We start from the raw sequence: 11,620 nt of genomic DNA, 5'->3' as shown, positions 1-11,620 counted from the left end.
GGTGGCCATGGAATCGCGGAAGCCGGAGTCGGTGCCGGATCAGCCCAGTCTGGTCCGGCCCTACTCCCTGACTTCGGGACGTACGAGTCCTGCGGTCGAATTGGCGTTGGAGGCGCTCATCCAGGCCATTCCGGGTACCGACGATCGGTCTCGGGATCTGGACAACATCAACGCCACGATCCTGGAGCTGTGCAAGGAATCACCCTCCGTCGCGGAGATCGCCGCGCGCGTGGGGTTGCCGATCGGCGTGGCACGCGTGCTCGTCGCCGATCTCGTCGAAGCCGGACACGTACAGATCCTGGCCACGCTGAAAGACGATTCGAGCGACGCGGAGCGTCGTGAGCTGATTGAAAGGGTCCTCAGTGGACTTCGCGAACTCTAACGCCACGAAGCGCGTGACCTCGACCAAGATCGTCATTGCCGGAGGCTTCGGCGTCGGTAAGACGACTCTGGTCGGGGCGGTGTCGGAAATCGTGCCGCTTCGCACCGAGGCGCTCGTGACGAACGCCAGCGACGGCGTCGACAACCTCTCTGCGACACCGCAGAAGGCCACTACTACGGTCGCCATGGACTTCGGTCGTATCAGTCTGGCCGACGACCTCGTCCTCTACCTGTTCGGCACCCCCGGACAGCATCGCTTCTGGTTCATGTGGGACGACCTCATCCGCGGCGCCATCGGTGCCATCGTGCTGATCGATACGCGTCGCCTGGACGAGAGCTTCGCCGCCGTCGACTTCTTCGAGGCGCGCAATCTCCCGTTCATCGTCGCCATCAACGAATTCGACGATGCTCCCCGGTACCCGCTCGAGGACATCCGGCAGGCGATGGCGATCTCGGCTGATGTGCCGATCGTCTCCATCGACGCCCGAGCACGGGAATCGGCGAAGCAGGCGCTGGTCACCGTCACCGAATATGCCTTGCGCAAGTTGCACCAGCCGGTGACCCAGTAATGGGGGAGGGCCTCGAGCTCTTCACGATGGGGTCGTGGGTTACGGTCCTCGCTTACCTGACCTCGGCGATCGGGGTGTTCGTCGGGGGCACCGGTGCTCGGCGTGTACGAACCACCTCCAGCGATCGATTGCGTTCGTACTGGATGATTCTCGCGGCGCTGGTGAGCGGCGGTGTGGGTGTCTGGCTCGCCGTCTTCCTGCCCATGGCGGGCTTCAACGTCGACGACAGCGTGGTGCGGTACGACACCGTCACCATCGTGTTCTCGATACTCGTCGCGATGGTGTCGGTGTACGTGGCCCTGCTCGTCGCGATTTCCGGCGACAGCCCTGCCACCCTCGGCCGCACGGTCATGGGGGCTCTGGTGCTGGGCGCCGGCCTGGCAGCCGTACCGTTCACGGTCCTCGCCGCGGTGCGGATCCGGGGTTCACTGACGTTCGATCCCGTCTGGGTCGTCGCCGCGGTGGTGCTGGCGGTCGTGACCGCCTTGGGCTTCCTGGCACAGGTGAAGACCGCGGACACGTGGCCCAAACGCCTGCTCAGTAGCGCGCTGGCCGGTGCGGCCGTGATCGCCGTGCACTTTCTCGCTGCCGCGTCGGTGCGTGTGAAGATCGATCCCGCGGTGGTGGTCTCGGGTGGGATCGAGGTTTTCTCGATTCTCTTCCCGCTCTTCGTCGTCGGTCTGTTGTTGCTGGCCGTACCCATCGTGCTGGTGCTTCAGGCGCCGGATCGGGTTGCGGCGGAACTGGAAGCGGAGTCCGAGCGGTGGGCTGCGGAAGGACCGGTGGAGTCCGTCGACGGACGGACCTTCTGAAGATTTTCCGAATATATTGTCACCCAGCACATCTGGTTGAAACCGGAAAAGGGGAGTACGCTGCTGGATAGCGTCGGGGGGCGCTGTCGGTCTACTCGGCACGACACGAACCGATGCGTCGTGCGTGCCGCTCTCCTGGGGGCAACATGTCGCACGAGGTTCACCATTTTTCCATGGGGGTATGGGTTTTCGCCCTCGCCTACATCACTTCCGCGGTCGGATGCTATGCCGGTCTGTCCTGCGCGCGCAAAGCCGCGAACGCGTGGACATCGGTCGCCCGAACCCGATGGACGCTCATGGCAGCCCTGTCCATCGGGGGTGTCGGGATCTGGTTGATGCACTTCATCGGGATGATGGGATTCGACGTACCCGGTTCCACCATCCGCTACGACCTCGGACTGACGCTGCTGTCGGTTGCGCTCGCCGTCGCAGCCACCCTGTTCGGCTTACGGATCGTCGACACCGACGTGCAGTGGCTCCGCGCGATGCCGTCCGACGTGCGGATTCTCATCGGTGGAGTGATCATGGGGTTCGCCGTCGCCGGCATGCACTACAGCGGCATGGCCGCGGTGCGGGTTCAGGGCGAACTCGAGCAGGGACGGTTGTACGTCGCAGCGTCCGTGGCCATCGGTGTCGTCGCGTCGGTCGTGGCGCTGTGGTTGTCGCGGGTCGCGGAACGGCCCGCCGTACGGATCCCGGCCGCTGCGGTCATGGGATGCGCTGTCGTGGCGTTGCACTACACGGGAATGGCCGGGATCGCGGTGACCGTCGATCCGTCCGCTCCGAACCCGGAGGGGATGACCATCATGACTCTGCTGTTCCCCGGATTCATCATCGGCGTCGCGCTGCTCGCTGTCCCGGTCGTCGCTCTGATGGCGTCGGCGAGCACCCAGGACCTCGAGCAGGAACGAGAAATGGCGAGCTGGCTGGGTGAGGACCGCCCCGATGTTATGTCCGGTCCCGACGAACGACGTGTGGAACGGTGATGTGATGTGAACGCCCACAGTGCGATAAGGTCTCTTACGCTGCTGGACAGTCGGGGTGCAGCTCGCATCGGGTAGGTCGTGGCGCGCGCCCTCCGAGCGCGGTGGTGACAGCGTGCCACTGTGAGGGCCCACGTGTCACACGACGTACACCACTTCTCCATGGGGATGTGGGTATTCTTCCTGTCCTATGCCACTGCGGTAATAGGGTCGTTCGTCGGGTTGTCCTGCGTTCGACGGTCGCTCGACGAGCCCCGGCGCAGCGGCAACTGGTGGCTCCTCATGGCGTCGCTGTCCATCGGTGGTGTGGGTATCTGGCTCATGCACTTCATCGGCATGATGGGTTTTTCCGTGCCGGGCACAGCCATCCGGTACGAGCTGGCACCGACCGTCTTCTCGGTCGTTCTCGCCGTCGTCGCGACTCTCGTGGGGTTGAGGATCGCCGACGTGCACGCCGTCAGCAAGCGCCAGGTGGCGGAATCGGTGCGTCTGCTCGTCGGCGGTCTGCTGATGGGCGCCGCGGTGAGCATGATGCACTACAGCGGCATGTTCGCCATCCGCATCCGGGGCACGATCGAACACGAGACGGGCTACGTGATCGCGTCGGTGATCATCGGTGTCGTCGCCTCCACGGTTGCCCTCGCACTCGCGCGCCGGGCGCGGCGGCTCGAGATCCGCATCGTCGCCGCGGTCGTCATGGGATGCGCGGTCGTGGCGTTGCACTACACCGGTATGGCGGGGGTGCGGGTCACCCTCGACCCGAGTCTGCCCACGCCGGAAGGCATGACCGTGTTGTCGCTGCTGTTTCCTGCGTTCGTTCTCGGCATCATCGTCCTGGCCGTGCCGATCACCGCGCTGCTGCTCGCCTCCGACCCGGAGGACGCCGTGCGCGACGCCCGGCTCGAGCAGTGGGCGGCGGAGGTGGAACGGCAGGTCGACCGCGACCCCGTGACCGGATCCCACATGTGAGAGCCCCGTTCCGGACAGATCTCGGCATGTGAAGTGCCTGTCCTTCGCGGCACCAGCTGACCTGCACCTATAGACTCGTGTGGTTGCGAGACGTCCGTCCGGCCGAAGGCCGGAGCCGGGGCGTGCGAGCCGAGTAGAAGAAGGAGCTCATGACCGACACCACGTTGCCTCCCGAGGGGCCGGGGCACGACCGCATCGAGCCCGTCGACATCCAGCAGGAGATGCAGAGCAGCTACATCGATTACGCGATGAGCGTGATCGTCGGCCGTGCTCTGCCCGACGTGCGTGACGGCCTCAAACCGGTGCATCGTCGCGTGCTCTACGCGATGTTCGACAACGGCTTCCGCCCCGACCGCGGGTACGTGAAGTCGGCGCGCGCGGTCGCCGAGACCATGGGCAACTATCACCCGCACGGCGACTCGTCGATCTACGACACGCTGGTGCGTCTGGCCCAGCCGTGGTCGATGCGCTATCCGCTCGTCGACGGCCAGGGCAACTTCGGTTCCCGCGGCAACGACGGCGCGGCCGCCATGCGGTACACCGAATGCCGGCTCACGCCGCTCGCGATGGAGATGCTGCGCGAGATCGACCACGAGACGGTCGATTTCCAGCCCAACTACGACGGTCGCACGCAGGAACCGACGGTTCTCCCCAGCCGTATCCCCAACCTGTTGATCAACGGTTCGGGTGGCATCGCGGTGGGTATGGCCACCAACATTCCTCCGCACAACCTTCGCGAAGTCGCCGAGGCCATCTACTGGGCGCTCGAGAACTTCGAGGCCGACGAGGAGACCACCCTCGCCGCTGTGATGGAGCGGATCAAGGGACCGGACTTCCCGACGGCCGGCCTGATCACCGGCACCCAGGGCATCCACGATGCGTACACGACCGGTCGCGGCTCGGTGAAGATGCGCGGCGTCGTCGAGATCGAAGAGGACGCCAAGGGTCGCAACACCATCGTGATCACCGAGCTGCCGTACATGGTCAACCCGGACAACCTGATCACCTCGATCGCCGAGCAGGTCAGGGACGGCAAGATCGCCGGCATCTCCGACATCCACGACGAGTCGTCGGACCGCGTGGGAATGCGCATCGTCGTCACGGTGCGCCGCGACGCCGTCGCAAAGGTCGTCCTCAACAACCTGTACAAGCACACGCAGCTGCAGACCAGCTTCGGCTGCAACATGCTGTCGATCGTCGACGGGGTGCCCCGCACGCTGCGCCTCGACCAGATGATCCGGTTGTACGTCAACCACCAGGTCGAAGTCATCGTCCGGCGCACCCGCTACCTGCTGCGCAAGGCCGAGGAACGCGCCCACATCCTGCGCGGCCTGGTCAAGGCGCTCGACGCGCTCGACCAGGTCATCGCGCTCATCCGTGCGTCGCAGACCGTCGACATCGCGCGTGCCGGCCTGATCGACCTGCTCACGGTCGACGAGATCCAGGCCGACGCGATCCTTGCGATGCAGCTCCGTCGCCTCGCCGCTCTCGAACGGCAGAAGATCATCGACGACCTCGCCGAGATCGAGCGCGAGATCGAGGACTACAAGGACATTCTCGACAAGCCCGAGCGGCAGCGCGCGATCGTCCGCGACGAGCTGAAGGAGATCGTCGACAAGTACGGCGACGATCGTCGCACCCGGCTGGTCGCGGCCGACGGCGACGTCAACGACGAGGACCTCATCGCACGCGAGGACGTCGTCGTCACCATCACCGAGACCGGCTACGCCAAGCGCACGCGCACCGACCTGTACCGCTCGCAGAAGCGTGGCGGTAAGGGCGTCAAGGGAGCCGAGCTCAAGCAGGACGACATCGTCAAGCACTTCTTCGTGACGTCCACGCACGACTGGCTGCTGTTCTTCACGACGAAGGGCCGCGTCTACCGGGCGAAGGCGTACGAGCTGCCCGAGGCGAACCGCACGGCGCGTGGTCAGCACGTCGCGAACCTGCTGGCCTTCCAGCCCGACGAGCGCATCCAGGGCGTCATCCGTCTCAAGACCTATGAGGACGCCCCCTACCTGGTGCTCGCCACCCGCAACGGTCTGGTGAAGAAGTCGCGCCTGTCGGACTTCGACTCCAACCGCTCGGGCGGCATCGTCGCGATCAATCTGCGCGGCGACGACGAGATGGTGGGCGCCGTACTGTGCTCCGCCGACGACGACCTGCTGCTCGTGTCGGAGCAGGGCCAGTCCATCCGCTTCTCGGCCACCGACGAGGCACTGCGTCCGATGGGCCGCGCGACCTCCGGTGTGCAGGGCATGCGGTTCAACGGCGACGACAGGCTGCTCTCGCTCAATGTCGTCAAGGAAGGCACCTATCTGCTGGTCGCAACGTCCGGTGGTTACGCGAAGCGCACCGCGATGGAGGACTACCCGGTGCAGGGCCGCGGCGGTAAGGGCGTCCTGACGATCCAGTACGACCGGAAACGTGGCACCCTTGTCGGCGCACGCATCGTCGAGGACGACGACGAGTTGTACGCCATCACCTCGAGCGGCGGTGTCATCCGCACTGCGGCGAAGCAGGTGCGCAAGGCAGGCCGTCAGACCAAGGGCGTGCGGCTCATGAATCTGGCCGAGGGCGATACATTGCTCGCGATCGCACGCAACGCCGACGAGCCGGACGAAGCCGACGCAGCCGGAGCTAAGGAGTCGTAAGTGAGCACTCCCCAGGGACCGAACGGGGCCGATCGCGGGCAACCCGGTCGGAAGCCGGAGGACCGTACACAGAACGAGGTGACACCCGAGAAATCGGGTCAGCAGCAGGGCACGGCACCGGAGCAGAAACCGGCGCCGGAGAACCGGCCGTCCCAGGCGGCCGGGGCACCGGCGCAGGACTCGTCCGGTCCGACAGCGGGGGCGCCGGAGCAGCCGCGTCGCGACGATTCCCCGGCAGATACGGCACCCGCGCAGAAGGCCGCCGAGGCACCGGCGAAGGTGACCCCGGAGAAACCGGTCCAGGAGGGCGCACCGAAGTCCGGTGGTGTATCCGTGGCCGATGGTCAGGGGCGCACAGGTCAGTCGCCTCGCTCCGGTGGCCCGACCCCTCCCTGGCAGCGGGGAACGGCCTCGGCGCAGTCGGGTGCCCAGCAGAACGCTCCGCAGACGAACGTTCCCGGTGTCGGCCCCGGTCTCTCCAAACAGGGCGGATCGCCTCAGCGTCCCGCTGCGTCCGCGGGTAAGGGTGCTGCGCCCGGAGGTGCGAATCCGTCGACGCGTCCCGTCGTGACGGGTACGGCCGCTCCCAAGGCCGCCGGAGGGGCTCGCCCCGCCGGTTCCGGAGATGCCGCTCGGGCGGCGGCCGACCGGGTCGCTGCGGCGAAAGCGGATCGTGCCGCTGCGGCGAAGGCGAAGTCCGCGGTCATCGACGGTCCGACCCGGCACATCGAGCGCAAGGATCTCGCCAAGGATCTGCCCGATCTGTCCGCCGTGAAGCATCCGTCGTCCGGTTCGCCGAGCACGGGGGAGACCCCTCAGGTGAGCGCGGCTGCCGCCACGACTGCGGTTCCCACGGCGATCCCTGCCACGGGACCGCTGCGAGCCACCGTCCAGATCCGCCGGATCGACCCGTGGTCGATGCTGAAGATCTCGTCGGTGATCTCGGTGTCGCTGTTCTTCGTGTGGATGATCGCGGTGGGCCTGCTCTACGGCGTGCTGGCCGGTATGGGGGTGTGGGAACGCCTCAACAGTGCGTTCACCGACATCGTCTCCGACTCCGGTAGTGGTGCGCTCGTTTCGGCCGGCCAGGTGTTCGGCTACGCGACGATCATCGGCATCGCCAACACGGTGTTGCTGACGGCTCTCGCGACTCTCGGTGCGTTCATCTACAACCTCTGCACCGATCTCGTCGGGGGTGTTCAGGCGACCCTCGCCGACCCGGATTGACCTGCGGGAACGCTGCCCCGCCGAGGCGATTTGTTTCTGGCGGCTTCGGTGGGGTAGTGTTCCATCTCGGTTCGAGGGCCTATAGCTCAGGCGGTTAGAGCGCTTCGCTGATAACGAAGAGGTCGGAGGTTCAAGTCCTCCTAGGCCCACTCCCGTGCCGGAAGGGTGATCGGAATGAAGGTTCTCGCACTCGTGGGAACCGGGTTCCTGATCGTTCTCGGAATCGCTCGCATGCTTCGGAGCGAAGACGAATGGCACGCGGTTCCCAGTCGCTGAAGCGGCGGACGGGGCCTTAGCTCAGTTGGTAGAGCGCTGCCTTTGCAAGGCAGATGTCAGGAGTTCGAATCTCCTAGGCTCCACAAGAAAATATTCAGATAGAGGGCGTTTCCGGGATTCCGGAAGCGCCCTTTCTCTGTTGCTGCCCCCGGCTGGTGTGCCTACATCCCACACTCGAAGGGTGACGCCTCGCCTCTCTCCGCGACTCGCCGAGATCGTCGCGGCCCTGCCTCTGGAGCCGCACCTGAGGGTGCTGGAGATCGGCTGTGGGCCCGGGGCCGCAGCGCGTGCGGTCGCCGAACGGTTGACCACCGGACACATTCTCGCTCTCGACCGGTCCCCGGTGGCGATCGACCGGCTGACCTCGTCGTCCGGAGATCTGATCGCTGCGGGCCGGTTGAGGGCGCGCTGTGTCGCCGTCGAGGACTTCGTCCCGGGCGTGGACGAGGAGCCGTTCGACCTCGTCTTCGCAATCAGGGTCGGCGCCCTCGACGGACGTCACCCCGAAGCCGGTAGGGCAGCTCTGGCACGCATCGCGGCGGCGACGCGCCCGGATGCGCGACTGTTCATCGACGGTGGTGATCCGTTGAGGGAACTTCCGATCCCGAGATGATCGTGAACGGTCCCTAACCGGGGCACCGTTTCACGTGAAACATCAGGACAGGGCGGTGGTGAGGACCCGTCGGATCGAGGCACGTACGTCGTCGAGCCCGCGACCGGCCTCGATCAATTCCGTTCCCTTGTGCACGAGCGCGGTGACGAGCTCGGCATCGAGTTCGGGATCCGCGACTCCGAGAGCCCGCAACGCGTCGACGAGGGGGAGGACGAGGTCCTGATGCATGGCGTGCATGCTCTCGTCACTGAACGCCTGAGGGGTGAAAGCGGCGAGAGCACCGACGATCGCGTGCTCTCCCTCGGCGACCAGCTGCAGATTGACGTCGATGTACGTCAGCACCCGCTCCGTCGGATCGGACACCTTCTCCATCGCCTCGATCACGCGCGTGTTCCAGCGCGGGAACATGTCGACGACGACCGCGTGCAGCAGGTCGTCGCGCGAATCGAAATAGTTGTAGACGCTCGACCGGGCCAGACCCGCGCGACGCGCCACGTCGCCGAGCGAGGGTGCCTGTTCCGGTTTCTCGGCGAGGAGTACGAGTGCCGCGTCGAGGAGGGCACGGCGCTGCGCGGCGCGGTGCTCCGCGACCGTCGCTGCGGAAATCTTCGGCACCGCCGGCCCTCCTCGTTCGGCTGTCGACCGTTCAGTCGTGTGGTCGAAGTCTTCCGTCGACCATCTCGAGCACGCGGTCGCAGTGCCGCAGGATTTCGTGGTCGTGGGTGACCATGATCGTAGCCACTCCACTGGTGTGGGTTTCCCGTGCCAGCAGTTCGACGACCTCGTGGCTGCGTTTCCGATCGAGGGCGGCGGTGGGTTCGTCGACGAGCAACAACGACGGTTCGGCCATCAGGGCCCGCGCGATGCCGACACGTTGACGCTCACCGCCCGAGAGCTGCCCGGGTCGCCGATGGGCGCGGTGCTCCATGCCCACCGAGGCGAGCAGCTCGTCAGGGTTCCGTCCGGGGCGTCCGGCGATCTTCTCGACGAGGAGCAATTGATCGCGTGCGGTCAGGGCGGGGAGGAGATTGCCGGACTGGAATACGAAGCCGACCCGCTCCCGGCGCAGCTTCGCGGTCGCCCGCGGGTCGAGTGCGGTCACCTCGATACCGTCGACGTTCACGGTGCCGGAAGTGGGTCGGCTGAGGCCACCGGCGACCGCCAGCAGACTCGATTTGCCGGCACCGGACGGCCCGACGACGGCGACCAGCTCACCCGGCTCGACGCCCAGGTCGACGTGATCGAGGGCGCGGACCGTGCTGTCGCCGTCGCCGAAGGACAGGCAGACGTCGGACAGTGCGAGGCCGGTGGAGGTGGTGACGGTCATCTGTTCTCTCCCAGGGCAGCGAGCGGATCGACACGGACGATGCGGACCACGGCGAGGGCGGCGCCGAGCAGGCCGAGGACGACGAGCAGGACGGCACCTCGAGCGACGGGGCCGGATTCGAGGACGAACGGCATGCCGCTGCCCTCGAGGCCCGACCCGAGTCCGAGACCGACGAGCACACCGAAGGCGACCGAGCCGACGAGCACGATCACGGCCTGCAGGAGGGCGTCGCGCAGGAGGAATCCGGTGGAGGCGCCCATGGCGCGGAGGACGGCGATCTCACGGCTGCGCTGCACGGTCCAGATCGTGAAGAACGCTCCTACGACGAGGGCTGAGATCGCGTAGAGGAAGGCGGTGATCATCGACATCGTCATCATCTCGGCGCTGTAGCCGGGGGAGGAATCGAACGATTCCTCCAGGATCTTCGCTGTCGTACCGGCCGCTGCGTCACCCGCGGTGAGATCGGGCAGTGCTCCGTCCACACCCTCGATCGCGACCACACTGGCTTCGGTGTACGCGCTCGGAGGGACCTGTTCACCGAGCCGGACACCGGCGTGGATCTCCTGCCAGGTGCTCAGGGGAAGGTAGGCGACGTCGACGTGACCGAAGGTGCGCTTGTCGGAGGCGAACCCGACGACGTCCAACCGGGTACCGAGACGATCGACGACGATCGTGTCGCCGAGTTCGACGCCGGTGGCGCGGGCGCTGTCGCTGAGGACGACATCGGTGTCACCACCGAGCGGTGCCCCCTCGGCGACCGAGGGTTCGAGGAACGAGCCCGGCCGGATGCCGAAGAGTGTGAGGTCCACGGGGACCCCGCTCTCGGTCTTCGCGTTGACGATGGTGTTGCCGAACAGTTCGGCCCGAGCGACGTCCGGGCGGGCACGCCAGGCATCGGCCTGGTCCTCCGTGACCACGGATCGGGAGAATGCGGAGTCGGCCTTGGTTCCTTCGGCGAAGGCGAATGCCTGCACCGGTGTGCGTTGCAGTGCGGAGACGCCGTCGACGACGAGACCGGACGACAGACCGGACAGGATCACCATGAGGATCGAGATGAGCGCGACGACGGCGCCCATCAACAGGAAGCGGGTGCGCGCGAACCATAGTTCGCGCATGGCAAGAAACATGCGGAGTCCTTCGTGGGCTGGACCGGATATGTGCCCAATCTTCTCGACGGCACGTCGATATCTTACCGACGAGCTGTCGTTATATTTCGTGATGGTTACTACATGAGGTAGTAATCGCAGGTGAGGGAAGTATTCTGACTTCATGGCCGAGGTGAACACCGTGATGCGCATGCGCGCGGTCTTCGTGAGCGGAATCTCGGCCGCACTGAGCATCGCCGCGCACGCCTTCGCCGGCGGAGCAATTCCCCACCAGGACGCCCTGGTGTTCCTCCTCGGGCTTGCCTTCGCCATCGGAGTCCTCACCGGCGAAACCAGGCTTCCGGTGCCGCTCGTCCTCGTCCTCGGGCAGGTCGCCGGCCACCTCGTGCTGGGACTCCACGACGGTCACCTGCACACACCGGGATCCGGAATGATCTCCGCCCACGCGGTTGCCGTCCTCCTCGCCGCAGTACTGGTACGGGGCGCCGAGAAGGGCTGCGAAGCAGCACTCGCAGCGCTGCGCCGGATCGTTCCCGAGACGTACCGCACGCTGCCCGTGGCCGTCGCCGAACCTGTCCCGACGATCCACCGCCCCGATATCGGTCCCGGCGTACTACTCGTCGGCGGAACCGGCAGCCGCGCACCTCCCGTTGTTCTCCGCTAGGTCAACCTTCTCGGTCGCCGCCGCCGGCGACCGCTCGTT

12 protein-coding genes and 2 tRNA genes are annotated in these 11,620 nt (G+C 66.3%); 11 read left to right on the top strand and 3 right to left on the bottom strand.

Annotated features, from left to right (window positions below; translation table 11 throughout):
* Nucleotides 1-7: 7 nt before the first annotated feature.
* From R1101_RS0100440 to R1101_RS0100390, 10 genes are all read left to right on the top strand, one after another.
* Nucleotides 8-382 carry a DUF742 domain-containing protein gene (locus tag R1101_RS0100440; RefSeq protein ID WP_016931519.1) on the top strand — a complete coding sequence of 125 codons (375 nt, stop codon included), beginning with the start codon at nucleotides 8-10 and terminating at the stop codon, nucleotides 380-382.
* A 13-nt stretch (nucleotides 383-395) separates the two neighbouring features.
* The gene (locus R1101_RS0100435; protein WP_016691076.1) at nucleotides 396-950 is read left to right on the top strand and encodes a GTP-binding protein; all 555 of its coding nucleotides are present in this window, start codon (nucleotides 396-398) and stop codon (nucleotides 948-950) included.
* Complete coding sequence (locus R1101_RS0100430) at nucleotides 950-1,762, top strand: MHYT domain-containing protein (protein WP_016931518.1); 813 nt, start codon at nucleotides 950-952, stop codon at nucleotides 1,760-1,762. Before R1101_RS0100435 ends, R1101_RS0100430 begins: the two co-directional genes overlap by 1 nt.
* A gap of 146 nt (nucleotides 1,763-1,908) precedes the next feature.
* Nucleotides 1,909-2,748 (top strand): MHYT domain-containing protein, encoded by an 840-nt coding sequence (locus R1101_RS0100425; protein WP_016931517.1) that lies wholly within the window; start codon nucleotides 1,909-1,911, stop codon nucleotides 2,746-2,748.
* 132 nt (nucleotides 2,749-2,880) lie between these two features.
* Nucleotides 2,881-3,714 (top strand): MHYT domain-containing protein, encoded by an 834-nt coding sequence (locus R1101_RS0100420; protein WP_026002734.1) that lies wholly within the window; start codon nucleotides 2,881-2,883, stop codon nucleotides 3,712-3,714.
* Nucleotides 3,715-3,863: 149 nt separating this feature from the next.
* Nucleotides 3,864-6,368: a DNA gyrase subunit A gene (gyrA, locus tag R1101_RS0100415; RefSeq protein WP_016931515.1), complete on the top strand. Its 2,505-nt coding sequence runs from the start codon at nucleotides 3,864-3,866 to the stop codon at nucleotides 6,366-6,368.
* On the top strand, nucleotides 6,369-7,595 hold the full coding sequence (locus tag R1101_RS0100410) for a DUF3566 domain-containing protein (RefSeq protein WP_016931514.1): 1,227 nt from the start codon (nucleotides 6,369-6,371) through the stop codon (nucleotides 7,593-7,595).
* Between the two features lie 75 nt (nucleotides 7,596-7,670).
* Nucleotides 7,671-7,744: transfer RNA gene (locus R1101_RS0100405), tRNA-Ile, on the top strand.
* A 137-nt stretch (nucleotides 7,745-7,881) separates the two neighbouring features.
* Nucleotides 7,882-7,954, top strand: a tRNA-Ala gene (locus tag R1101_RS0100395).
* 98 nt (nucleotides 7,955-8,052) lie between these two features.
* Nucleotides 8,053-8,484 carry a class I SAM-dependent methyltransferase gene (locus tag R1101_RS0100390; protein WP_016931512.1) on the top strand — a complete coding sequence of 144 codons (432 nt, stop codon included), beginning with the start codon at nucleotides 8,053-8,055 and terminating at the stop codon, nucleotides 8,482-8,484.
* A gap of 42 nt (nucleotides 8,485-8,526) precedes the next feature.
* Here the strand turns inward: R1101_RS0100390 and R1101_RS0100385 are convergent, their stop codons facing one another.
* From R1101_RS0100385 to R1101_RS0100375, 3 genes are read right to left on the bottom strand one after another with little or no spacing between them, the layout of a single operon-like run.
* Nucleotides 8,527-9,099 (bottom strand): TetR/AcrR family transcriptional regulator, encoded by a 573-nt coding sequence (locus R1101_RS0100385; RefSeq protein WP_016931511.1) that lies wholly within the window; start codon nucleotides 9,097-9,099, stop codon nucleotides 8,527-8,529.
* 31 nt (nucleotides 9,100-9,130) lie between these two features.
* Complete coding sequence (locus R1101_RS0100380; protein ID WP_016931510.1) at nucleotides 9,131-9,811, bottom strand: ABC transporter ATP-binding protein; 681 nt, start codon at nucleotides 9,809-9,811, stop codon at nucleotides 9,131-9,133.
* Complete coding sequence (locus R1101_RS0100375; protein WP_026002733.1) at nucleotides 9,808-10,938, bottom strand: FtsX-like permease family protein; 1,131 nt, start codon at nucleotides 10,936-10,938, stop codon at nucleotides 9,808-9,810. The genes R1101_RS0100380 and R1101_RS0100375 overlap by 4 nt, the downstream gene beginning before the upstream one ends.
* Nucleotides 10,939-11,080: 142 nt before the next feature.
* On the opposite strand from R1101_RS0100375, the gene R1101_RS0100370 reads away from it, so the two are divergent.
* A complete protein-coding gene (locus R1101_RS0100370; RefSeq protein WP_016931508.1) occupies nucleotides 11,081-11,581 on the top strand; it encodes a hypothetical protein in 501 nt (166 codons plus the stop codon).
* Nucleotides 11,582-11,620 lie beyond the last annotated feature (39 nt).

This window comes from Rhodococcus sp. R1101 (genome assembly GCF_000278445.1).
Taxonomy (GTDB): Bacteria; Actinomycetota; Actinomycetes; order Mycobacteriales; family Mycobacteriaceae; genus Rhodococcus; species Rhodococcus gordoniae.
Note: the sequence above shows the minus strand (reverse complement) of the source record. Positions and strands in the feature narration are given on the sequence as shown.